21 protein-coding genes are annotated in these 23,717 nt (G+C 70.4%); 10 read left to right on the plus strand and 11 right to left on the minus strand.

Going from position 1 to position 23,717, the window contains the following annotated elements; all coding sequences use genetic code 11:
- Nucleotides 1-226 precede the first annotated feature (226 nt).
- The 8 genes from AC0IY0_RS04480 to AC0IY0_RS04515 all read right to left on the minus strand — a co-directional run bounded on the left by AC0IY0_RS04480 (nt 227) and on the right by AC0IY0_RS04515 (nt 9,085).
- Nucleotides 227-859, minus strand: a complete 633-nt coding sequence (locus AC0IY0_RS04480) for a transglutaminase-like cysteine peptidase (protein ID WP_147909250.1) — start codon at nt 857-859, stop codon at nt 227-229.
- A 208-nt stretch (nt 860-1,067) separates the two neighbouring features.
- Nucleotides 1,068-2,801, minus strand: coding sequence for an AMP-binding protein (locus AC0IY0_RS04485; RefSeq protein WP_471763166.1), 1,734 nt, complete (start codon nt 2,799-2,801; stop codon nt 1,068-1,070).
- A gap of 54 nt (nt 2,802-2,855) precedes the next feature.
- On the minus strand, nt 2,856-3,293 hold the full coding sequence (locus AC0IY0_RS04490) for a hypothetical protein (RefSeq protein ID WP_471763167.1): 438 nt from the start codon (nt 3,291-3,293) through the stop codon (nt 2,856-2,858).
- A 13-nt stretch (nt 3,294-3,306) separates the two neighbouring features.
- Nucleotides 3,307-4,083: an enoyl-CoA hydratase gene (locus AC0IY0_RS04495; RefSeq protein ID WP_471763168.1), complete on the minus strand. Its 777-nt coding sequence runs from the start codon at nt 4,081-4,083 to the stop codon at nt 3,307-3,309.
- Nucleotides 4,083-4,976 (minus strand): 3-hydroxyisobutyrate dehydrogenase, encoded by an 894-nt coding sequence (gene mmsB / locus AC0IY0_RS04500; protein WP_471763169.1) that lies wholly within the window; start codon nt 4,974-4,976, stop codon nt 4,083-4,085. The genes AC0IY0_RS04495 and mmsB overlap by 1 nt, the downstream gene beginning before the upstream one ends.
- 188 nt (nt 4,977-5,164) lie before the next feature.
- The gene (locus AC0IY0_RS04505) at nt 5,165-6,226 is read right to left on the minus strand and encodes an enoyl-CoA hydratase/isomerase family protein (protein WP_471763170.1); all 1,062 of its coding nucleotides are present in this window, start codon (nt 6,224-6,226) and stop codon (nt 5,165-5,167) included.
- Entirely contained in the window at nt 6,226-7,368 is a 1,143-nt protein-coding gene (locus AC0IY0_RS04510; RefSeq protein ID WP_471763171.1) for an isobutyryl-CoA dehydrogenase, read from the minus strand. Before AC0IY0_RS04510 ends, AC0IY0_RS04505 begins: the two co-directional genes overlap by 1 nt.
- Before the next feature lie 220 nt (nt 7,369-7,588).
- A complete protein-coding gene (locus tag AC0IY0_RS04515; RefSeq protein ID WP_147909257.1) occupies nt 7,589-9,085 on the minus strand; it encodes a CoA-acylating methylmalonate-semialdehyde dehydrogenase in 1,497 nt (498 codons plus the stop codon).
- Nucleotides 9,086-9,204: 119 nt separating this feature from the next.
- Between AC0IY0_RS04515 and AC0IY0_RS04520 the strand changes: the two genes are divergently transcribed.
- Nucleotides 9,205-10,116, plus strand: coding sequence for a LysR family transcriptional regulator (locus AC0IY0_RS04520; protein WP_461230618.1), 912 nt, complete (start codon nt 9,205-9,207; stop codon nt 10,114-10,116).
- A gap of 88 nt (nt 10,117-10,204) precedes the next feature.
- Nucleotides 10,205-11,368 (plus strand): iron-containing alcohol dehydrogenase, encoded by a 1,164-nt coding sequence (locus AC0IY0_RS04525; protein ID WP_461230617.1) that lies wholly within the window; start codon nt 10,205-10,207, stop codon nt 11,366-11,368.
- Nucleotides 11,369-11,780: 412 nt separating this feature from the next.
- On the opposite strand, the gene AC0IY0_RS04530 is transcribed toward AC0IY0_RS04525, so the two are convergent.
- The gene (locus tag AC0IY0_RS04530; protein ID WP_471763226.1) at nt 11,781-12,992 is read right to left on the minus strand and encodes an ABC transporter substrate-binding protein; all 1,212 of its coding nucleotides are present in this window, start codon (nt 12,990-12,992) and stop codon (nt 11,781-11,783) included.
- A gap of 296 nt (nt 12,993-13,288) precedes the next feature.
- On the opposite strand from AC0IY0_RS04530, the gene cpaB reads away from it, so the two are divergent.
- The 7 genes from cpaB (at nt 13,289) to AC0IY0_RS04565 (ending at nt 21,216) form a co-directional block, all read left to right on the plus strand.
- Nucleotides 13,289-14,119: a Flp pilus assembly protein CpaB gene (cpaB, locus tag AC0IY0_RS04535; RefSeq protein ID WP_471763172.1), complete on the plus strand. Its 831-nt coding sequence runs from the start codon at nt 13,289-13,291 to the stop codon at nt 14,117-14,119.
- Nucleotides 14,120-14,124: 5 nt separating this feature from the next.
- On the plus strand, nt 14,125-15,648 hold the full coding sequence (locus AC0IY0_RS04540) for a type II and III secretion system protein family protein (protein WP_471763173.1): 1,524 nt from the start codon (nt 14,125-14,127) through the stop codon (nt 15,646-15,648).
- A gap of 24 nt (nt 15,649-15,672) precedes the next feature.
- On the plus strand, nt 15,673-16,419 hold the full coding sequence (locus tag AC0IY0_RS04545; RefSeq protein WP_147940651.1) for a CpaD family pilus assembly protein: 747 nt from the start codon (nt 15,673-15,675) through the stop codon (nt 16,417-16,419).
- Nucleotides 16,420-16,484: 65 nt separating this feature from the next.
- Nucleotides 16,485-17,729 carry a CpaE/TadZ family protein gene (locus tag AC0IY0_RS04550; RefSeq protein ID WP_147909263.1) on the plus strand — a complete coding sequence of 415 codons (1,245 nt, stop codon included), beginning with the start codon at nt 16,485-16,487 and terminating at the stop codon, nt 17,727-17,729.
- Nucleotides 17,730-17,783: 54 nt separating this feature from the next.
- Nucleotides 17,784-19,229, plus strand: a complete 1,446-nt coding sequence (locus tag AC0IY0_RS04555; RefSeq protein ID WP_147909264.1) for a CpaF family protein — start codon at nt 17,784-17,786, stop codon at nt 19,227-19,229.
- 2 nt (nt 19,230-19,231) lie between these two features.
- On the plus strand, nt 19,232-20,209 hold the full coding sequence (locus AC0IY0_RS04560) for a type II secretion system F family protein (RefSeq protein ID WP_147940653.1): 978 nt from the start codon (nt 19,232-19,234) through the stop codon (nt 20,207-20,209).
- Between the two features lie 26 nt (nt 20,210-20,235).
- Nucleotides 20,236-21,216: a type II secretion system F family protein gene (locus AC0IY0_RS04565; protein WP_147909266.1), complete on the plus strand. Its 981-nt coding sequence runs from the start codon at nt 20,236-20,238 to the stop codon at nt 21,214-21,216.
- Nucleotides 21,217-21,247: 31 nt separating this feature from the next.
- On the opposite strand, the gene AC0IY0_RS04570 is transcribed toward AC0IY0_RS04565, so the two are convergent.
- Complete coding sequence (locus tag AC0IY0_RS04570) at nt 21,248-21,481, minus strand: GcrA family cell cycle regulator (protein WP_147856381.1); 234 nt, start codon at nt 21,479-21,481, stop codon at nt 21,248-21,250.
- Nucleotides 21,482-21,899: 418 nt separating this feature from the next.
- On the opposite strand from AC0IY0_RS04570, the gene sseA reads away from it, so the two are divergent.
- A complete protein-coding gene (sseA, locus tag AC0IY0_RS04575) occupies nt 21,900-22,745 on the plus strand; it encodes a 3-mercaptopyruvate sulfurtransferase (RefSeq protein WP_471763174.1) in 846 nt (281 codons plus the stop codon).
- Nucleotides 22,746-22,867: 122 nt separating this feature from the next.
- On the opposite strand, the gene AC0IY0_RS04580 is transcribed toward sseA, so the two are convergent.
- On the minus strand, nt 22,868-23,692 hold the full coding sequence (locus tag AC0IY0_RS04580) for an FTR1 family iron permease (RefSeq protein ID WP_419829042.1): 825 nt from the start codon (nt 23,690-23,692) through the stop codon (nt 22,868-22,870).
- Between the last annotated feature and the right edge of the window lie 25 nt (nt 23,693-23,717).

The raw sequence follows: 23,717 nt of genomic DNA on the forward strand, positions 1-23,717 counted from the left end.
AGACCCACCGTAACATCCGGATTTTGCGCCGTCGGCGGCTCTAAATCCTAGGCTCGCCTCCGGCGCCGCGGGATGACGGAGTGCTGTTTCGGCCTTGGACGTCGGGCAGCCGTGGCGGGACGGTCGCATTGCCACGCGTTTCCCGATCCCGCGTCCCCGCCCCTGAACCTCGCCACAGGGCCGAGCCTTCTGGGCAACCGCGACCGGCTGGAGATCGAAATCCCGATCAGCGGTTGGCAGTGGTGACCGGCGAGGTGACGCCGCCGAGCGAGACCCACGCGGTCGCATCCTGGCTCTCGCGCTTGATGAACACGTAGCCGGTCTTGTGCCAGGCCTCGATCACACTGGTCTTGTTGTCGAGGATCAGGTCGCCGCGGTCGGTGATCAGGGTCAGGACGGCGTGGCCCTCACCCTTCTCGTCGATCACCACGGTCATGCGCATCGCCCGGCGGGGCAGCCCGGCCTCGGCCAGCAGGTGGCGCTTGAGCAGCTGGAAGTCTTCGCAGTCGCCGATGCCGTCCTCGGCCAGGTCCCAGCGGTCGGCGACATGGAGATGATCCATGTCGGTCATCGGCTCGACCGTCCTGTTCACCCGGCGGTTGACCGAGACGATGGTGGCCCAGACCGCCGGGGTCAGGGTGATGCGCGCCGGCTCGCTCCGGTCCACGGCGCATTCCGCCGCGTAGGACTGGCAGAACGTCACCCAGGCCGCGATCGGCCGCGCGTCGCTGAGCACCTTCGCGCCGGATTCCACCGGGAGGCTCGCCAGGGTCTGGGCCTCCGCGGTGGCCGCGAGGCCGAGCAGCACCAGCGCGCCGGCGAGCGTCACCCGAACCGTCTTGAGAAGCCCCGCGCCCATCGAACCCGTCCTCGTTGTTGAAGACAGGATTGCGCCGCAGAGCCTCCGCGGGGCTGAAGCGGATCCGCGCAATTTTATCGATTCGCCCGCCGCGGCGGGCTCTAGCGCGACAACGTCGACGGGGGACTTGGGAACATCGGCAAATCCATGGCTTCCGGTTCGGAAACCGGAAACCTTGAGGGCCCCTTACGGCCCCGGCACCCCCGAATCACCCCGCCGTCTGGTCGAGCTTGCGTTCCGTCTCGCCCTTCAGCTCGGGAAAATCCGCCTGCGTATAGGCCCGGCCCCGGTGCGGGTCCTCGGTGACGCCGTCATGCTCCAGCCGGCGCAGCTGAACCCGGCGGATCTTGCCCGAGATGGTCTTCGGCAGCTCGGTGACGAATTCGAGACCGCGCAGGCGCTTGAACGTCGCCAGCCGGGCATTGGTGAAGCGGAAGATGTCCAGCGCCGTCTCCGGGCCGGCCGAGGCGCCCGCCACCAGCGAGACGTAGGCTTTCGGGATCGTGTGGCGCATCGGATCGGGGATCGGCACCACCGCGGCCTCGGCCACGGCCGGATGCTCGATCAGCACGCTCTCCAGCTCGAACGGGCTGATGCGGTACCCCGACGACTTGAACACGTCGTCGGCCCGGCCCACGAACGTGTAGCAGCCCTGGTCGTCCACGAAGGCGACGTCGCCGGTGCGGTAGAGCGCGCCCTCGGCCCCCGACAGGGCGCCGGTGCCGTCGTCGTAGCCCTGCATCAGGCCGGCGGGGCGGTGCGTCCCGAGTTCGAGGCAGACCTCGCCCTCGCTGGCCGGCGCGCCGTCGGCGTCGAGCACGTGCACGCGATAGCCGGGCAGCGGCCGGCCGAGGGCGCCCGGCACCACCGGCTGGCCGGGAGTGTTGGCCATCAGGGCCGTGGTCTCGGTCTGGCCGTAACCGTCGCGGATCGTGACGCCCCAGGCGTCCTTCACCCGCTCGATCACCTCGGGGTTCAGCGGCTCGCCGGCGGCGCAGACCTCGCGCAAAGCCAGCGTCCGGCCGGTCAGGTCCTCCTGGATGATCATCCGCCAGACGGTGGGCGGCGCGCAGAGCGTGGTGGCGCGGGTGCGCTCCAGCTGCGCGAGCAGGGCGGAGGCGTTGAACGGGGCCTGGTTGATCACCAGGATGGTCGCGCCGGCATTCCAGGGCGCGAAGAACGACGACCACGCGTGCTTGGCCCAGCCGGGCGAGGACACGTTGCAATGCACGTCCCCGGGCTTGAGCCCGAGCCAGTACATCGTCGAGAGCGCTCCGACCGGATAGGAGCGGTGGCTGTGGCGGACCAGCTTCGGCTTCGCGGTGGTGCCGGAGGTGAAGTAGAGCAGCAGCGGGTCGTCGGCCGCGGTCGGCCCGTCGGGCGTGAAGGTCTCGGGTGCGCCGGACGCGTCGTCGAAGGCGCTCCAGCCCGCCGTCGCCGCGCCGGTGACGATGCGGATCGCCTCGCCGGTCTCCAGCCCGGCGAAGCGCCCGAGCTGCTCCGGCCCGGCCACGATCGCCCGGGGCCGGCCGCGGGCCAGGCGGTCGGCGAGTTCGTCCGCCGTGAGCAGGGTGGTGGCCGGGATGACCACGGCCCCGAGCTTCATCGCGGCCAGCATGGTCTCCCACAGGGCCGGGACGTTGCCGAGCAGCAGGAGCAGGTGGTCGCCGCGCTTGAGCCCGAGCCCGCGCAGGTGGTTGGCGACCTGGTTGGACCGGCGCGCCATCTGCCCGAAGGTCAGGCTCTGCTCGGCGCCGCCGGCGGCCTCGACGATGTGGAGCGCGGTGCGGTCGCGGCTCTCGGGGGCTGCGAGCTCGGCGTCGAACCAGTCGAGCGCCCAGTTGAACGGCACCGGGTCCGGCCAGGCGAAGGCCGAAACCGCCGCCGCGTAGTCGGTGCGATGGGCCAGCAGCAGATCGCGGGCCTCCCGGAAGCTGGGCATGGTCGTTCCCCCCGTCGTTCTTGTTCGGCCGGCAGATCCGGCCGCATCCCGCCCTCAGGCGGGAATCAGGTCCTCGCCGGCCTGGCCGCGCGCGAGGCGCTGCACCATGCCGGCGTGGAAATGGCGGATCTCCTCGGCGATCGCCTCCACCGCGTGGCCGTTGCGGGGAAAGTCGTCGGCGTCGAGCCCGATCAGGCCGGCCGTGTAGCCGGCCTCGTTGTTCTCGAACGGGTCGGCATAGAGCCAGGTCCACCAGTCCCGCGCCGGGACGAGGCTCGCGCCGGGCTCGACCCGCAGCGCCGCCAGGAACCGGAAGTGCCGGACCAGCTCCTTGCGCCAGACCGCCCGGGTCTCCGGAGCCACGTCGAAGGCCAACAGCGTCACGAGATGCTCGTTGATGGTCTCCTCGCGCCCGCGCGCCTTCTGGGCAACGATCGCGCGTGGGAACGCCATCTCGAAGCGCGCTTCGCTATCGCGGTCCAGGACGTCCATCGCCCATCCTCGCTCAGGTGTTCTCGAACCGGGCCGGCCGCTTCTCCACGAAGGCGGCCATGCCCTCCTTCTGGTCCTGGGTGGCGAACATCGCGTGGAAGACCCGGCGCTCGAAGCGCACGCCCTCGGTCAGCGTGGTCTCGTACGAGCGGTTGACCGCCTCCTTGGTCATCATGGCGATCGGCAGCGACATGGACGCGATGATCTCGGCCGCCTTGAGCGCCTCGTCGAGCAGCCGGTCCACCGGGACCACCCGCGAGACCAGGCCGGCGCGCTCGGCCTCGGCGGCATCCATCATCCGGCCGGTCAGGCACATCTCCATGGCCTTCGACTTGCCGACGAACCGCGTGAGCCGCTGGCTGCCGCCGATCCCCGGCATGACGCCGAGCTTGATCTCGGGCTGGCCGAACTGCGCCGTGTCGGCGGCCAGGATGAAGTCGCACATCATGGCGAGTTCGCAGCCGCCGCCGAGCGCGTAGCCCGCCACCGCGGCGACGATCGGCGTGCGCACGGACGTGAACCGCTCCCAGTCGGCGAAGCGGTCCTGCGCATACATCTCGGCGTAGGTCGCGTGCTGCATCTCCTTGATGTCGGCCCCCGCCGCGAAGGCCTTGGCCGAACCGGTGATGACGATGCAGCCGACGCCCGGATCGGCATCCGCCTCGGTCGCGGCCCGGATCACCTCACGGGTGAGCTGCGCGTTGATGGCGTTGAGCGCCTTCGGGCGGTTGAGGGTGATGAGCAGGACCCGCCCGCGCGTCTCCGTCAGGATCGTCTCGTACGCGTCCATCACGACTCACTCCCCGATCCGCGAAGCATACGGATGATCGCGGAAAAGTCCTCTCCCCCGTGGCCGAGGCCCTCGAACAGACCGTAGATCTGTGCGGCCTCGGCGCCCAGCGGCGTCGCGGCCCCCGACGCGAGGGCGGCGGCCTGCGCCAGCCGGAGATCCTTGAGCATCAGCGCGGCGGCGAAGCCCGGCTTGTAGCCGGAATTCGCCGGCGAGGTCGGCACCGGGCCCGGGACCGGGCAATAGGTGGTCAGCGACCAGCACTGGCCGGAGGAGACCGAGGCGACGTCGTAGAGCGCCTGATGCGACAGCCCGAGCTTCTCGCCCAGCGCGAAAGCCTCGCTGACGCCGATCATCGAGATCCCGAGGATCATGTTGTTGCAGATCTTGGCCGCCTGCCCGGCGCCGGCCGCGCCGCAATGGAACACGTTCTTGCCCATGGCCTTGAGCAGCGGCTCGGCACGTCCGAAGGCGTCCTCGCTGCCGCCGGCCATGAAGGTCAGCGTCCCGGCCTTGGCGCCCCCGGTGCCGCCGGAGACCGGCGCATCCACGGAGAGGCAGCCGCGCGCCTCGGCGAGGCCGTGGGCCTTGCGCGAACTCTCGACGTCCACGGTCGAGGAATCGATCAGCAGGGTGCCGGCCGGCAGGGCGTCGGCGAGCTGGGTCCAGACCTCGACCACGTGACGCCCGGCGGGCAGCATGGTGACCACCACCTCCGCGCCCTCGGCGGCCTCCAGGGCCGAGCCCGCCACCGCGATCCCCGCGGCACTTCCCGCCTCCAGGGAGGCCGGCGCGAGGTCGAACCCGCGCACCGTGTGCCCCGCCTTCACGAGATTGGCCGCCATCGGGCCGCCCATGTTTCCGAGACCGATGAACCCGATGGTCTGTGCCATCATACCCCTCCCGTTCGCTTGTTACTGCCCCCCCCAACCATCCCCTCATCCTGAGGTGCGGCGAAGCCGCCTCGAAGGAGGTTCCAGGGATCGCGCGGCGACTGGAGGGCTCCTTCGAGGCCCGGCGATCCTATGGATCGCTGGGCACCTTAAGGGTGAGGTGGGTGGTGGCAGAGGCCGCGCTCACATCACACCGGCCCCGTGCGCGAGCCCGGAAAAACCGGGTCCGCCCGCGTCTCCAGCCAGCGGGCGATGCAGGCCGGATCGACCGCGTCGAGGCGCGGCGGGTTCCAGCGTGGAGACTTGTCCTTGTCGATCACCGCGGCGCGGATGCCCTCGCGGAAATCGCCCTCCTCCAGCAGCGCCAGCGAGGCGTGGAACTCGCGCTCCAGGCAGGCTTCGAGGTTGGGCGAGCGCCGGCCCAGGCGCAGCAGGCAGAGCGTCAGGACCAGGCTCGACGGGGACTTGGCCAGCAGGGTCTTCCGGGCCGCCGCCGCGAAATCCGAGCCGTCCGCCGCCAGGGCAGACAGGATCTCGTCGACCATGTCGAAGGCGAAGCACCGGTCGATGAGCGCGCGATGCTGCGCCAGGGGCGGTTCGCCGGGGTCGCGCGCCAGCCGGCCGAGCACGTCGCGCACGCCCGCGTCGCCGGCCTCGGGCTGCAGAGCCGACAGCGCGTCGATCAGGTCGGGCAGCGCCTGCACGGGCACCAGCAGGTCGGCGAGCCCGCAGTAAATCGCATCGGCGGCGCCGACCGGCTCTCCGGTCAGGCCGAGATAGGTGCCGACCTGTCCGGGCGCCCGGGGCAGCAGCCAAGTGCCGCCGACATCCGGCAGGTAGCCGATGCCGGTCTCCGGCATGGCCACGCGCGAGCGCTCGGTGACGATCCGGTGGGCGGCATGCCCCGCGAGGCCAACGCCGCCGCCCATGGTGATGCCGTCCATCACCGCCACGAACGGTTTTTCATAGGCGGCGATGCGGGAATCCAGCCGGTACTCGTCCCGCCAGAAGGCTTCGGCGAAGGCGGTGCCGGCGTTATCGTAGAGGCCGCGCAGGTCGCCGCCGGCACACAGACCGCGCTCGCCCTCGCCGGTGAGCAGCACCGCGGCGATGCCGGGATCGGCGGAGAACTGGTTCAGGGCGGCGTCGATCTCCAGGACCATGCCGTGGGTCAGGGCGTTCAGGGCCTTCGGCCGGTCGAGGCGCAGGCGCCCCAGCGCGCCGACGCGCTCGACGATCACATCGCTCATCAGCGTCCCCCGGTCAGCGCGCGGGCGATGATCACCCGCATGATCTCGTTGGTGCCTTCGAGGATCTGGTGCACCCGCAGGTCGCGGACGATCTTCTCGATGCCGTACTCGGCGAGATAGCCGTAACCGCCGTGGAGCTGCAGGGCCTGGTTCGCGACCTCGAAGGCGGCGTCGGTGACGTGGCGCTTGGCCATGGCGCAGAGCTGCGTGGCGGCCGGATCCTTGGCGTCGAGCGCCGCGGCGGCGTGGCGCAGGAAGGTGCGCGACACCTCCAGGGACGTGGCCATGTCGGCCAGCCGGAACTGGAGCGCCTGGAAATCCGTGAGCTTCGCCCCGAAGGCGCGCCGGTCGGCCATGTAGGCCAGGCTCTTGTCGAGGGCCGACTGGGCGCCGCCCAGGGCGCAGGCGGCGATGTTGAGCCGGCCGCCGTCGAGGCCGCTCATGGCGATCCGGAAGCCCTGGCCCTCCGCGCCCAGGCGGTTGGCCACCGGAACCCGGCAGCCGTCGAACCGCACGGCCCGGGTCGGCTGGGCGTTCCAGCCCATCTTGCGCTCTTCCGCGCCGAAGGAGAGGCCGGGTGTCCCCTTCTCGACCACGATCGCCGAGATGCCCTTCGGCCCCGCCTCGCCGGTGCGGACCATGCAGACGTAGATGTCGCTGACGCCGGCGCCCGAGATGAACTGCTTCTCGCCGGTCAGCACGTAATCGTCGCCGTCCCGCTCGGCGCGGGTGCGCAGCGCCGCCGCGTCCGAGCCCGAGCCCGGCTCGGTCAGGCAGTAGCTGGCGATCGTCTCCATGCCCATCAGGCCCGGGATCCAGCGCCGGCGCTGGTCCGCGTCGCCGTAGGCGTCGATCATCCAGGCGCACATGTTGTGGATCGACAGGAACGCCGCCACGGTCGGGCAGCCGGTGCTCAGCGCCTCGAAGATCAGGGCGGCGTCGAGCCGCGACAGGCCCGAGCCGCCGACATCCTCGCGGACGTAGATGCCGGCCATGCCGAGCGCCGCGGCGGCCCGCAGGGTCTCGACCGGGAAGGTCTTGTCCCTGTCCCAGTCCAGGGCATGCGGCGCGATGTGCTCGGCCGCGAAGCCGAGCGCCATCTCGCGGATCGCGGTCCGGTCCTCATCGAGCCCGAAACTCATGGGCATCACTCCAATAGGTCAGAACGGACGCTTCCCTCCCCCTCTGCGGGGGAAGATGGCCCCTGCGTCAGCAGGGGTCGGGACGAAGTCCCGCAAGAGGGGAGCGACGTTTCCGGACAGGTCGCGACGGGCGCGAGATCCTGCACCGTCGCGTTGCCCCTCTCCCGCCGCGCCTCCGCGCGGCACCCTCCCCCGCAGAGGGGGGAGGGTTAAAATGCCCCTACCGCATCGTCGGGATGGAGAACTCTGCCCCGCTCTTGATGCCGCTCGGCCAGCGCTGCGTGACGGTCTTGGTTTTGGTGTAGAAGCGGATCGAGTCCGGCCCATGCTGGTTCAGGTCGCCGAAGCCCGAGCGCTTCCAGCCGCCGAAGGTGTGGTAGGCGATCGGGACCGGGATCGGCACGTTGACGCCGACCATGCCGACGTTCACCCGGGCGGTGAAGTCGCGCGCCGCGTCGCCGTCCTGGGTGAAGATCGCGACGCCGTTGCCGTACTGGTGGGTCGAGGGCAGCGCCAGCGCCTCCTCGTAGTTCTGCGCCCGCACCACCGAGAGGACCGGACCGAAGATCTCCTCCTTGTAGATCGTCATGTCGGGGGTGACGCGGTCGAACAGCGAGCCGCCCATGTAGAAGCCGTTCTCGTAGCCCTGGAGCTTGAAGCCGCGGCCGTCGACGGCCAGATGCGCGCCCTCGGCGACGCCCTGGTCGATGTATCCCGCGACCTTCCGGACCGCCTCGGCTGTGACCAGCGGGCCGTAATCGGCCGAGCCGTCATGCGACGGGCCGATCTTGAGTGACTCGACCCGCGGGATCAGCTTCTCCATCAGGCGGTCGGCGGTGGCCTCGCCCACCGGCACCGCCACCGAGATCGCCATGCAGCGCTCGCCGGCCGAGCCGTAGCCGGCGCCGATCAGCGCATCGACCGCCTGGCCCATGTCGGCGTCCGGCATGATGATCATGTGGTTCTTGGCGCCGCCGAAGCACTGGGCGCGCTTCCCCGTCTGGGCGGAGCGGACGTAGATGTACTCGGCGATCTGCGAGGAGCCGACGAAGCCCACCGCGCGGATGTCCTCGTCGTCGAGGATCGCGTCGACCGCTTCCTTGTCGCCGTTGACGACGTTGAGGATGCCCGGCGGCAGCCCGGCCTCCAGGAAGATCTCGGCGATGCGCAGCGGCACGCTCGGGTCGCGCTCGGACGGCTTCAGGATGAAGGCGTTGCCGCACGCGATGGCGGGGGCGCATTTCCACAGCGGGATCATCGCCGGGAAGTTGAACGGCGTGATGCCGGCCACGACGCCGAGCGGCTGGCGCAGGGAGTAGACGTCGATGCCCGGGCCGGCGCCCTCGGTGTACTCGCCCTTGAGCAGGTGCGGGATGCCGCAGGCGAACTCGACCACCTCGACACCGCGCTGGATGTCGCCCTTGGCGTCGGGGACGGTCTTGCCGTGCTCGGAGGCGAGCAGCTCCGCCAGCGCGTCGTGCTCGCCGCGGATCAGCTCCAGGAAGCGCATCATCACCCGGGCGCGCTTCTGCGGGTTGGTGGCCGCCCAGGCCGGCTGAGCCGCCGCGGCGTTCTCGATGGCGGCCCGCATCTCGGCCTTGCTGGCCAGCGCGACCTGGGCCTGGACCTCCCCGGTCGAGGGGTGGAACACGTCGGCGAATCGCCCGCTCTCGCCGCCCACGGTACGGCCGCCGATGAAGTGCCCGATCTTGCGCATGCGCGCCTCCCTGATGTCGTGTTGGGTTTGGTTTTGGCGCAGCCTAGCAGGATCGCTTGAACGATAAAGCCGGATGCGCTTACATCTGTCGTGCATCGATGCACAGCGGGTTTGCGACCATGAGCCGGGCCGGACGCAACTGGGACGATCTGCGCTTCTTCCTGGCGGTGGCGCGCACCGGCACCCTGAGCGCCGCCGCGACCCGGACCGGCACCGAGCACACCACCGTGGGGCGTCGGATCCGCGCGCTGGAGGAAGGCCTCGGCGCCCGCCTGTTCCACCGCAGCAACGTCGGCTACGCGCTCACCGAGGACGGCGCCAACCTGATGGCCGTGGCCGAGGCCATGGAGAGCGCCTTCCTGTCCGCCAGCGCCGCCACGGAGGCCGGCGCGCAATCCGTCTCCGGCACCGTGCGGATCGGGGCCCCGGACGGGTTCGGCAGCGTGTTCCTGGCCTCGCGGATGCACCGGCTGACCGAGCGTCACCCGGGGCTGGAGGTCGAGATCATGGCCACAGCCCGGATCTTCAGCCTGTCGAAGCGCGAGGCCGACATCGTCATCGGGCTGTCGACCCCGCAGCAGGCCCGGGTGGTGGCGCGCCGCCTCACCGATTACCGGCTGTTCGTCTACGGATCCGAGGCTTACCTCACGGCAGCGCCCGCGATCGCCGGCATCCCGGACCTCACGGCGCATCCGTTCGTCGGCTATATCGAGGACATGCTGTTCGCGCGCGAGCTGAACTATCTCGGCGCGCTCGAGACGGCGGTCTCGGCGCGGCTGCGCTCGACCAACCTGCTCGCCCAGGTCCACGCGACGCTGAACGGCGCCGGCTTGTGCATCCTGCCGGCCTTCATCGCGGCGGCCCATCCCGGGCTGGCGCCGGTCCTGCCCGGGGCGGTGTCGCTGACCCGCTCGTTCCACATGCACATCCACGAGGACCACCGGAAGGCGGCCCATATCCGGGCGGTGGCGGGCTTCATCGCCGGCGAGGTCGAGGCGGCGGGCGCGCTGTTCGCCGGGCCGTCCGTGTAAGCGCCGGCGGTTTCGCGGCGGCGGCCCAAGTCCTAAGATCGACAGTTACCGGAAGGCCCGAACCGTCTCTAAGCCAAGGATCAATAACATGGTTGCCTCGATCGCCCTGCCGCGGCTGATGCGCATCGGCGCCGGCGCCTCGCGGCTGCTGCCGGAGATCCTGGGCCAGCTCGGCCTGTCCCGCCCCTTCGTGGTCACCGACCCCTATCTCGTCAGCAGCGGCCGCACCGACACGCTGCTCGAACGGCTCGCCAGCGCGGGTGCCCGCGGAACGATCTTCTCCGAGACCGTGCCGGACCCGACCGTGGCTTCCGTGGAGGCGGCGCTCGCCGCGCTCAAGGCCGGCGACTTCGACTGCGTGGTCGGCTTCGGCGGCGGCAGCCCGATGGACACCGCGAAGGCGGTGGCGGTGCTCGCCCGCCACGGGGGCCACATGCGCGACTACAAGGCGCCCCGCCTGCAGGACGAGCCCGGCCTGCCGATCGTGGCGATCCCCACCACGGCCGGCACCGGCTCGGAGGCGACCCGCTTCACCATCGTCACCGACGAGACCTCGGACGAGAAGATGCTCTGCATCGGGCTGGCCTACCTGCCGGTGGCCGCGCTGGTCGACTACGAACTGACCCTGACCAAGCCCAAGCGCCTCTCCGCCGACACCGGCATCGATGCGCTGACCCACGCCATCGAGGCCTACGTCTCGCGCAAATCCAACCTGTTCTCGGACGGGCTCGCGCTCCAGGCGATGCGCCTGATCGCGCCGAACCTGCGCCGGGTCTGGACCGACCCCAGCGACCGGGCGGCCCGGGAGGCGATGATGCTCGGCGCGACCCAGGCCGGCATCGCCTTCTCGAACGCGTCGGTGGCGCTGGTCCACGGCATGAGCCGGCCGATCGGCGCGCATTTCCACGTGGCGCACGGGCTCTCGAACGCGATGCTGCTGCCGGTGGTGACGGCCTTCTCGGCCCCCGCCGCGGTGGCGCGCTACGCCGCCTGCGCCCGGGCCATGGGCATCCCCGGCCTCGACGGCGACGACCGGGCCGCCGTCAACGCCCTGGTGGCGGAACTCGAAGCCCTCAACGACGACCTCGACGTGCCCGGCCCCCGGGAATACGGGATCGACCCGGCCCGCTGGGAGGCCCTGATCCCGACCATGGCCGCGCAGGCGCTCGCCTCCGGGTCCCCCGCCAACAACCCGGTCGAGCCGAGCGCGGAGGAGATCCAGGCGCTGTACCGGCGGGTCTGGGCGGCCTAATCGTCGCTGGTGAAAAGCGCTGGTCTCCTCGCCCGTACGAGCTTGCGGATTCACACATCGGGTCGGCAGAACACACGGGAGACACAGCGGCTCTCCCTCCCCCTTTGCGGGGGAGGGTGGCCCCCGAAGGGGGTCGGGAGAGGGGAACCACGGTGCAGGAGAAAGCGCCGGCCTTCACCCCTGCGCGGCCTTCTTCCGGAAGCCGGGTTCCCCTCTCCCGACCCGGCCTGACGGCCGGCCCACCCTCCCCCGCAGAGGGGGGAGGGAGACGCGTCTGGGGTTAGCCTTGGCCCAAATCCGGCAGCGATGTGAGAATATCGTTAGCCCGTGCGGGGAAGGGAGCGCGTCGCGTTCTGCAAGAGCAAGGGCCTTCAAATCCTTGACGGCCCTCGCCTCACGATAAGAGCGCCTATTACTTCGCCGCCGCCGTCAGCGGGCAGCCGCTCTCGGCCGGGCTCGCGTAGGCTTCCTTGCCCGGGATGGTCGCGAGTTGCTTGTAGAGGTCCCACGGGCCCTTCGACTCGGCCGGCTTCTTGACCTCGAACAGGTACATGTCGTGCACCATGCGGCCGTTCGGCTGCACCGTGCCGCCGTGGGCGAACACGTCGTCCACCGGGAGCGCCTTGAGCTTGGCGTTGACCGCCTCGGTCTCGTCGGTGCCGGCGGCCTTGACGGCCTTCAGGTAGGACAGCAGGGCCGAGTAGGTGCCGGCCTGGATCATGTTGGGCATCCGGCCGGTGCGCTTCATGTAGCGCTGGCCGAAGGCGCGGGTCTCGTCGTTGGCATCCCAGTACCAGCCCTCGGTCAGGGTCAGGCCCTGCGCGACCTTGAGGCCGAGCCCCTCCACCTCCGAGAGGGTGAACAGCAGGGCCGCGAGCTTCTGGCCGCCCTCGACGATGCCGTACTCGGCCGCCTGCTTGATCGCGTTGGAGGTGTCCAGCCCGGCATTGGCGAGCCCGATCACCTTGGCCTTCGAGCCCTGCGCCTGAAGCAGGAACGAGGAGAAGTCCTGGTTCGAGAGCGGGTGGCGGACGCTGCCTAGCACCTTGCCGTTGTTGGCCAGCACGACGCGGCTGGTATCGGCCTCCAGCGCCGAGCCGAAGGCGTAGTCGGCGGTGAGGAAGAACCAGGTGTCGCCGCCGGCCCGGGTCAGCGCGCCGCCTGTGCCGACCGCCAGCGCCCGGGTGTCGTAGGCCCAGTGGTAGCCGTAGGGCGTGCACGCCTTGCCGGTGAGGTCGCTGGAGGCCGCCCCGGTGGTGATCGTGATCTTCTTCTTCTCGCGGGACAGGCCCTGGACCGCCAGCGCCACCGACGAGGTGGTCAGCTCCATGATCGCGTCGACGCCGTCGCGGTCGTACCATTGCCGGGCGATGCCCGAGGCGATGTCCGGCTTGTTCTGGTGGTCGGCCGCGAGGATCTCGATCGGCACGCCGTCGACCTTGCCGCCGAAATCCTCCACCGCCATGCGGGCGGCCTCCACGGAGCCCTGGCCGCCGAACTGGGCATAGAGGCCGGACTGGTCGTTGAGCACGCCGATGCGCAGCGCGTTGCCCGAGAAGGCGCCGGCCGCGGCACCCTGGGCGGCCGCCGGGCCCGAGCCCAGAGCCAGGGCGGTGACCAGCACCGCACCGCCAAATGTCCTGATCATGTCACTCCCCGGCATGTTTTGCCCGGATGATCCGAGCACCCGATTCTGACGCGGGTTCGGGCGAAGACTATTGCAGCCGCGGATGCTGCGCCACGGCCAGGATTGGGCCGCAGGTGAGAGATCGCGCCGGTTGTGACAGGCCCGGCAACCGCCCCGTTTCCGGACCGTATCCGACCGGCGCAGTTATAATACCTTAACCATAAGTACACGAATGGCCCCCCAGGGTCCGGGGATGGACGGCAATTCGGCCGTCTCCGGCGCGTGGCGATGCGATGAATCCAGCCCGTCTCGCCGTCCTCGGCATCGCCCTCGCAGCGGGCAGCGGGGCGGCCTTCCTGATGAGCGGCGGCGACCCGCCTCCGCCGCCGCCGGCCCCGAAGGCCGAGCAACCGCCGCCGGCCCCGACGACCGAGGTGCTGGTGGCCGCCGCCGACATGCCCATGGGACAGGTGCTGCGGGCCGCGGACCTGCGCTGGCAGCTCTGGCCGGATGCCGCCATGACGGCCGGCTACATCAGCCGCAAGGACAACGCGAAGGCGCTGGACGAGACGGTCGGCGCCTCCGTGCGTTCGAGCTTCCTCGCCGGCGAGCCGATCCGGGCGCAGAAGCTGGTCCGGCCCGACAGCGGGTTCATGGCCGCGATCCTGCCCTCCGGGATGCGCGCGGTCGCCATCGTCACCGACAGCCGCGGCACCAACTCCGCCGGCGGCTTCATCCTGCCCAACGACCGCATCGACGTGATCCGCACCTTTCGCGACGACGCGAACTCGCGCGCCAACAACAGCGAGGTGCAGCTCTCCCAGACGATCCTGACCGATATCCGCGTCCTGGCGATCGGTCAGCTGATCCAGGAGAAGAACGGCACCAACGTCGTCACCGGCGAGACCGCCACGCTCGCCGTCACCCCCGCCCAGGCCGAGACGCTGACGCTCGCCCAGAAGGTCGGCACGCTGTCGCTGTCGCTGCGCAGCCTCGCGGATGCGGGACGCCCCCCCGAGGCCCAGCCGGTCGAAGCCCATCCGGGCGAGGCCGCGATGGCGCAGACGCCCGAACCCGGATTGACCGTCGTGCGCTTCGGCGTCGCGCGGCAGCAGACGCCGTGACCCCCATGACCGACCTGCCGACCCTCCTCCGCCCGGCGCGCATCCTCGCGCTGCTCGCCCTGGTGGCCGGGGGCCCCGCCCTCGGGCAGGGGCGGCCGACGCTCGGGCCCGCGCCGGTGCTCACCGTCGGCTCGGCGGAGGCCGCCTCGTCCCGCCGGGTCGAGCTGACCGCGGGCCGCTCGGTGATCGTCGACCTGCCGCGGGACGCCAAGGAGGTGTTCGTCGCCAACCCGGCGGTGGCCAACGCGGTGGTCCGCTCGACCCGGAAGGTGTTCGTGATCGGCATGGCCGACGGCGCGACCTCGATCTTCATCCTCGACGCCGAGGGCCGCCAGATCGCCGCCCTCGACGTGACCGTGGCCCGGGACCTGAACCTCGGGACTTTGCGCGAACTGCTCGGCCAGAGCATCCCGGGCGGTCGCTTCGACGTGCGCTCGTCGGGCGCCTCGGTCCTGCTGTCGGGCTCGGTCAACTCCTCCTCGGACGCCCAGCAGGCGATCGACATCGCCAACGCCTTCGTCGGCCTGGGCGGGGCCGCGGCCGCCACCGGTGCGCCGAGCGGCGGCGTCTCGGCCGGGGCGCGGGGCGCGGTGATCAACAACCTGACGATCCGCAACAAGGACCAGGTGATGCTGCGCGTCACCGTGGTCGAGGTGTCCCGCACCGTGCTGAAGCAGTTCGGGATCAACATGACCGGCAATTGGTCGGCGTTGAATCCGCTCGGCTCGGCGGCGTCGCCGGCCCTGACCAACAACCTGCCATTCCCGATCACGGGCGGAACGACACCCACCGGCAACCAGATCCAGGCCTCGGTCCAAGGCGCCGGCTTCTCGCTGCAGGCAACCCTCAAGGCCTTCGAGCAGGCCGGTGTCTCACGGGTTCTGGCGGAGCCCACGCTGACCGCGATCTCCGGTGAGGCGGCGAAGTTCTTGGCCGGCGGCGAGTTTCCGGTACCCTCCGCGGCATCGAGCTGTGTCGGCGGCATCTGTTCTGCGCCGGGGATCACCTTCAAGCCCTACGGTGTGGCGTTGAGCTTCACCCCCGTTGTTCTGGCCGACAACCGCATATCGATCCGCGTCGCCACCGATGTGACCGAGATCGATCCCCAGAACAGCTTCAACTACACGAACGACGGCGTCACCACCGCCATCCCGGGCACCCGGGTGCGCCGCTCCGAGACCACGGTCGAGCTGCCGTCGGGCGGCGTGATGATGACCGCCGGCCTGATCCAGCAGGTCAACAAGCAGGCGATCACCGGCCTGCCCGGCCTGGTGAACTTGCCGATCCTCGGCGCGCTGTTCCGGTCCCGGGACTACCAGCGCATGGAGACCGAGCTGATGATCATGTGCACCCCGTTCATCGCCCGAGCGATGGAGCCCAAGCAGGTGACCCGGCCCGACGACAACTTCGTCGACGCCACCGACGGGCAGGCGGTGCTGCTCGGGCAGGTCAACCGCCTCTACGGCAAGGTCGGCGCCGCCCCTCTCGGGCGCACCTATCGTGGCCGCGTCGGCTTCATCGTCGAGTAGCGCCCCGCTTCCAGGACCGGATCCATGACCCGACGTTCCCTGCCCCGACGTTCCCTGCCCGCCCAGTCCAACCTCCTGGCCGCCTGCGCGCTCGGATTGCTGGCCGCCGCCTGCAAGGGCGAGCCCGCCACCACCGGGGGGATCGACCTGTCGGATTACCGGGCGCGCCACCCGATCGTCCTGGCCGACGGCACCCGCAGTCTCGACGTGTTCGCCACCGGGCCGGGCCATCTCGACCCGCGCCAGGCCGGCGACATCGACGCCTTCATGCTGGAATACCGCCGCTACGGCCGCGGCGGGATCCTGATGGAGGTGCCCCGGGGCCTGCCGCCGGCGCAGGCCGCCGCCGTGGAGCGCACGGCCGCGGCCTTGAGCCGGCGCGGCACCGAGGACGGCGTCGGCGCCCGCGAGGTCACCCTGTCGGCCTATCCGGTCGCGGCCCCCGGCCTCGCCGCGCCGATCCGCCTAAGCTTCCAGCGCATGCAGGCCAAGGTCGCCGACCAGTGCGGATTATGGCCCCAGGATCTCGGCACCTCGAACTTCGCGTCCGATTACGGCAACCGCCCGAGCTGGAATCTCGGTTGCGCCACCCAGGCCACGCTCGCCGCCCAGGTGGCCGATCCCGTCGACTTGGTGCGCGGCCGGCCGGAGGGCCGGATCGACACGGTCAAGCGCGTCCGGGACATCGGCCAGTTGCGGGAAGGCAAGGATCCGTCAACCACATGGCGGCAAGATGGGACCAACGCCGTCAAGTCCCAAGTCACCAACTAGGACGAACGGTGCGCGCCCCCTGGTCCCCGACGCCGCGACTCGACCACGAACCCGAAAGTGCCGTCATGGCGGACCCGTCCGAGACATCCGAGCGCACGATCGCCCCGGTGCCCCGGATCACGATCCAGGCCTTCTGCGAGACCGGCGAGACCGCCGCGATGATCGAGGGCGCAGCCCTCGACCGGCGCATGCAGAAGGCCCAGGTCAAGGTCCGCATGGGAGGCGGTGCCGCCGCGATCGAGGCCTACCGGCACGCGCCGACTCCCAACGTCGTCGTCATCGAGACGCAGGGCGTGCGCTCGAAGCCGGTCGAGTGCCTCGATGCCCTGGCCGAAGTCTGCGACGAGGGCACCCGCGTCCTGGTGATCGGCCACGTCAACGACGTGACCCTGTACCGGCAGCTGATCCAGCGCGGCGTCTCCGACTACCTGATGGCGCCGGTGGATCCGCTGACCCTGATCGCGGCGATCTCCGACCTGTTCACGGCGCCGGGCGTCAAACCTGTGGGCCGCACCGTGGCGGTCTACGGCGTCAAGGGCGGCATCGGGGCCTCCACGGTGGCGCACAACTTCGCCTGGTCGGTCGCCCGCAACCAGGGCGTCCAGACCGTGATCGCCGACCTCGACATCGCCTTCGGCACCGCCTCGCTCAACTTCAACCAGGACCCGCCGCAGGGCATCGCCGAGGCGGTATTCGCCCCCGAGCGCCTGGATTCAGCCCTGGTCGAGCGGCTGCTGTCGAAGTGCAGCGACAACCTGAGCCTGCTCTCGGCCCCGGCGAGCCTCGACCGGACCATCGACCTGTCCGAGCCGGCCTTCGATTCCCTGATCGAGTACCTGCGCGCCAGCGTGCCCTGCGTCGTCCTCGACATCCCGCACCAGTGGAACGCGTGGTCGAAGCGCGTGCTCACCGCGGCCGACGAGATCCTGATCGTCGCCGGGCCCGACCTCGCCTGCCTGCGCAACGCCAAGAACCTGCTCGGGGCGCTCAAGCACGGTCGCCCGAACGACCAGCCGCCCCGGATCCTGCTCAACGGCGTCGGCATGGCCAAGCGGCCGGAGATCGGCACGGCCGAGTTCGCCAAGGCCCTGGACGCGCCGATCGCGGCCACGATCCCGTTCGAGCCGACCCTGTTCGGCACCGCTGCCAACAACGGCCAGATGATCGCCGAGATCCAGGCCGGCTCGAAGGTGGCGGAGCTGTTCAACGACCTGGCGGCGGTCACCCTCGGGCGCCCGGAGACCCGGCGCAGCAAGTCGAGCCTGCTGGAGCCGCTGCTGGCCAAGCTTGCCGGCCGCAAGGCCTCGTGATGCGCGAGACCGTCGCCGGGACGATGCCACGCGCGGGCGCCTTGGATCTGACCCATGTTCGGTAGGCGACAATCCGGAGCCGCCCCGACGGCGCCCGCACCGGTCCCGCACGCGCGGGCCGCCGTGCCGACGGCGCCGGTGCTGCGCGACTCCGCCCCGGCGCCCAAACCGCCGCCCAAGCCCGCCGCCCCGGTGGCGGTCGAGAACCCGCGCTCCGAGGATTATTACCGGACCAAGAGCCTGATCTTCGGCGCCCTGATCGAGGCGATCGACCTCACGCAGCTCTCGCGCCTCGACGCCGAGACCGCCCGTGAGGAGATCCGCGACATCGTCACGGAGATCATCGGGCTCAAGAACATCGTCCTGTCGATCGCCGAGCAGGAAGAGCTGCTCGACGACATCTGCAACGACGTGCTCGGCTACGGCCCGCTGGAGCCGCTGCTCGCCCGCGACGACATCGCCGACATCATGGTCAACGGCGCCAACCGGACCTTCATCGAGGTCGACGGCAAGATCCAGCTGACCAATGTCCGCTTCCGCGACAACCAGCAGCTGATGAACATCTGCCAGCGGATCGTCAGCCAAGTCGGCCGCCGGGTCGACGACGCCTCGCCGATCTGCGACGCGCGCCTGCCGGACGGCTCCCGCGTCAACGTCATCGCACCGCCGTTGTCCATCGACGGACCGGCGCTCACGATCCGCAAGTTCAAGAAGGACAAGCTGACCCTCGAGCAGCTCGTGCGCTTCGGGGCGATCTCCCCGGAGGGTGCCGAGGTCCTGAAGATCATCGGCCAGTCGCGCTGCAACGTGGTCATCTCGGGCGGCACCGGCTCGGGCAAGACCACCCTGCTGAACTGCCTCACGGCCTTCATCGAGCACGACGAGCGGGTCATCACCTGCGAGGACGCGGCGGAGCTGCAGCTCCAGCAGCCCCACGTCGTCCGCCTGGAGACGCGCCCGCCCAACATGGAGGGCCAGGGGCAGGTCACCATGCGCGACCTCGTCAAGAACTGCCTGCGCATGCGGCCCGAGCGGATCATCGTCGGCGAGGTCCGCGGCCCCGAGGCGTTCGACCTGCTGCAGGCGATGAACACCGGCCATGACGGCTCGATGGGCACGCTCCACGCCAACAGCCCGCGCGAATGCCTGTCGCGCATCGAGTCGATGATCTCGATGGGCGGGTTCACGCTGCCGTCGAAGACCCTGCGCGAGATGATCTGCGGCTCGATCGACGTGGTAATCCAGGCCATGCGCCTGCGCGACGGCTCCCGCCGCATCACCCACATCACCGAGGTGCTGGGGATGGAGGGCGACGTCATCACCACGCAGGACATCTTCCTCTACGACATCGTCGGCGAGGACCCGAACGGCAAGCTGATCGGGCGCCATCGCTCCACCGGCGTCGGCCGGCCGAAATTCTGGGAGCGCGCCCGCTACTACGGCCTCGACCGCCGGCTCGGCGAGGCGCTCGACGCCGCCGAGATCGTCGACGGGGCGTGACCATGGCGGATTCGTCCCAGCTCCCGCTCGCCGCCGGCCTGATCGGCATCGCCGTGGCGGCCGTGGCCTACGTGGCGGTGCTGCCGCTGCTCGGCGGTCAGCGCCGGGCGAGCAAGCGGTTGAAGTCGATCGGCGTCACGGCCTCCGGGGCGGCGGTGCGCGGGGTCGCGGTCAACCGGCGGGAGCAGGTCGCCAAGACGCTGAGCGAGATCGAGGCGAAGGCCAAGAACGCCAACACGGCGACGCTGGAGCTGAAGCTCGCCCGCGCCGGCCTGAGCTGGACCAAGCGGACCTTCTACACGGTCTCGGGGGGCTGCGCCGCGATCCTCGGCCTGCTGCTGTTCATCGTCACCGACAGCCCCGTGGCGGCGGCCGGCGCGGCCTTCGCGGGGGGCTTCGGCGTCCCCGCCTGGCTGCTGCGCCACCTGCGGCTCCGGCGCATCGCGAAGTTCAACAAGGAGTTGCCCAACGCGGTGGACGTGGTGGTGCGCGGCATCCGCACCGGCATCCCCGTCGGCGACTGCTTCCGCATGGTCTCGCGCGAGGCCGAGGAGCCGGTGCGCAGCGAGTTCCGGACGGTGATCGAGACCCAGGCGATGGGTCTCTCGCTCGGCGAGGCGGTCTCGCGCCTGTTCGAGCGGGTGCCGACCGCCGAGGTCAACTTCTTCGCGATCGTGATCAACATCCAGCAGCAATCCGGCGGCAACCTGTCGGAGGCGTTGAACAACCTCTCGGTGGTGCTGCGCGACCGGGCCAAGATGCGCGGCAAGGTCCAGGCGATGAGCATGGAAGCCAAGGCCTCGGCCTCGATCATCGCGTGCCTGCCCTTCGGCGTGGCGGGCATCACCACGCTCACCAGCCCGGATTACATCTCGCTGCTCTGGACGACGGATGTCGGCACGATCGCGCTGGTGGGGGCGGCGATCTGGATGTCGATCGGCGTCTTCACGATCAAGAAGATGATCGCCTTCGACTTCTGAGCCCCGTTGGATCCGGATCCCGTCCCATGATCGACGCCATCGCGGAGAAGCTGTTCGATCCCCGCTTCATGGGCACGCTGCTGACCGCCGTCGCGGCGGGCGCGACCGCCTTCGCGGTGGCACAGCCCTTCTTCGAGTCGGACAAGCTCGCCAAGCGGATGAAGATCGTCAGCGACGAGCGCGAGCTCATCCGGCGGCGGGAGCGCCAGGCGGACCGGGCCCGGCCGAACGACCGGGCGACCCTGCGCGTGGCGCCCAAGGCCTACATGAAGTCCATCGTCGACCGGTATCAGCTGCACCGCTGGCTCGGCACCGATACCGCCAAGCGCAAGCTGATGATGGCGGGTTATCGCGGCCAGGGCGCCGAGACGACGTTCCTGTTCTTCCGCCTGATCGTCCCGGTGGCCTCGGTGATCGCGGCCGTGTTCTACCTGTTCGTGCTCGAGGCCATCGACGCCACCTACCTGATGCGGATCGGGATGGTGATCGGCGCGGCCTATATCGGCATCAAGGCGCCGGAGCTGTTCCTGGTCAACACCGCCAAGAAGCGGCAGGCCGAGATCAAGCGGGCCTGGCCGGATGCCCTCGACCTGACGCTGATCTGCGTCGAATCGGGGATGGCGGTCGAGAACGCGTTCCGGAAGGTCAGCACCGAGATCGCCACGTCCTCGGTGGTGCTGGCCGAGGAGCTGGCCCTGATGACGGCCGAGATGTCGTTCCTGCCCGACAGGCGGCAGGCCTACGAGAACCTGTCGCTGCGCACCGGGCTGGAGCCGGTCAAGTCGGTCGCGACCGCCCTGATCCAGGCCGAGCGCTACGGCACGCCGATCGGCCAGGCGCTCCGGGTGCTGAGCCAGGAGAGCCGCGACCAGCGCATGAACGACGCGGAGAAGAAGGCGGCCAGCCTGCCACCCAAGCTGACCGTGCCGATGATCCTGTTCTTCCTGCCGGTGCTGTTCGTCGTCATCATCACGCCCGCCGTCATCCAGGTCATGCGGACGCAGTGACGGCCAGCGCGGAACCTGATCGATCAGACGCTCAGCGGATACGGCCGGGGCGGGTCGGCTCGAACACGATGCGCCGGTGGAACGCGCACCAGCTCTTGCCGTCGGAGACCGGCGCGCCGCAGCAGACGGCGCGGTCGTTCGGCTCGCCGATGATATACTTGCACACGAAGGCACCGGATTGCGCGAAGGGCACGCGCAGGTCCGCCGACGGCTCCTGGACGCCCTCGGCATCACCGATCTGAGACATGCGGACGAGTTGATTCATGGGGGTGATCGGCTCAATAAGCAGGCTGCACGGTCGGCGCGGGCGCCTCGGCAGAGAGGGAGGATCGAACGCTCCTCCTTCAGGCGGCGGCCCCGTCTCGCGTGTCCGGGACTGGCGTCTCGCGGAACGGCATCGGGGGCGACCCGCCCGAGCCGGCCTAGACGGCTGGCGCGGTGAGCGTCATCGTGTTGTCGTAACTGGGGTTACAACGATTGAAAACAAGACCAGCGTGCATTCGCTGCATCGGACCACGGTGCCGGGTGCGTAGCTGGCCGCGGGATCGCGGCCCCGCGCCGGTCCGCCCGGGGGCCTGACGAAACCGCCCGACCGCGAAGTCTCCGGCCGGCGACCGGGCGTGCAACAGGCTCCAGCCTGTGGTTTGGTGGCCCCTCGCGCGAACAGAGCCGGATAGCGGATTATGGCCCACCCGCCCCTCGTCACCCCCGAATGGCTGCACGACCGCCTCGCGGCGCCCGACATCGTGGTGCTCGACGCCTCGTGGTACCTGCCCGCCGCCGGTCGCGACGCCGCGGCCGAGTATCGGGCCGCGCACATCCCGGGGGCTCTGCGCTTCGACCTCGACGCCATGAGCGACACCGAATCCAGCCTGCCGCACATGCTGCCGCGCTCCGACGTGTTCGCCTCGCGGATGCGGGCGCTGGGCGTCGGCGACGGCATGCAGATCGTCGTCTATGACGGCCAGGGCCTGTTCTCGGCGCCGCGGGTCTGGTGGATGCTCAAGACCTACGGGGTGCGCGACGCGCTGGTGCTGGATGGCGGCCTGCGGGCCTGGATCGCCGCGGGCTACGCCACCGAGGACGGCGACCCGGCCCCGCGCGAGCGGCGCCACTTCACCGCCCGGCTCGACCACGGCGCCGTGGCGGACGCCAACGACGTCGCCCGGGCCCTGGAGACCGGCTCGGCCCAGGTGGTCGACGCCCGCTCGGCCACCCGCTTCCGCGGCGAGGAGCCGGAACCGCGGCCGGGCGTACGGCCCGGGCACATGCCCGGCGCGCACAACCTGCACTACGCGTCGCTTCAACGGGACGGCCGGCTGAAGAGCCCGGAGGAATTGGAGAACGTGTTCGCGGAGGCCGGCATCGATCCCGACCGGCCGATCGTGACCACCTGCGGTTCCGGCGTGACCGCGGCGATCATCGCACTGGCACTGGAGACCCTGGGCCAGCCCGCCCGCGGCCTCTACGACGGTTCGTGGTCGGAATGGGGCGCGGACACCGCGCGCCCGGTCGCGACGGGCGGATAACGCCAAAGCCGGGTTTCAAAAGGTCGGCGATCTTTTGCGGGTCCAGGGCGGAGCCCTGGTCCATCATCAGGGCTCTGCCCTGACGACCCGCCAAAGGGCTGAGCCCTTTGGGCACCCGGACCTCAGGCGGTGCGCACCGTCCGGCGCTTGTCGGCGGAACTCCACTGCATCAGCCCGACCATCACCGCGATGGTACCGAGATAGACCAGCCCCTGCAGGGCGGTCGGCCGGTCGGTGTAGCCGACCAGGGCGTGCAGCACCCGGCCCGGCCAGGAATTCTCCGCGATCACCCCGGAGCTGTTCCACAGGGTCTGGCCGAGGACATCCACCACACCGGCATTGGCCAGAAACTGTGCGGCCTGCGAAGCGAGCCCTGCGGCCAGGAAGATGATCAGCACGCTGGTGATCGAGAACACGTAGCGGCTCGGGATCGCGGCGAGGCCGAGATAGGTCACCGCGGAGAGGAGGATCCCGGCGCCGATGCCGGCGAAGGCGCCGAACTGAATGTCCGCGCCCGAGGTGCCCGACGCCACGAGGCCGTAGAGGAACAGCACGAGTTCGGCGCCCTCGCGCAGGATCGCGGCGCCGACGACGATCGAGAGCGCGGCCGCCTCGCGCTCGCCCGAGCGCACCGCAGCGCCGGCCGCCCGCAATTCGCCCGCGAGCTCCTTCCCGTGCTTGCTCATCCAGGTGTTGTGCCAGATCAGCAGCAGCACCGCGACGATCAGCACCGCGGCGTTGAGGATGTCCTGGCCGCTGCCCTCGAAGGCGTCGGAGATCTTTTCCGCGAACAGCGCCACGAGGCCGGCCCCGGCGAGGCCGCCGACGACGCCCAGCAGGACCCAGCGCATCCGCCCGGGGATGCCCCGCGTGGCCGCCAGCACGATCGAGATGATCAGGCCCGCCTCGATGACTTCGCGGAAGGCGATGATGAACGCGCCGATCATGGCGTTCTCCTCAGTTGAACGCGGA

It is taken from the genome of Methylobacterium sp. AC315, assembly GCF_979253755.1.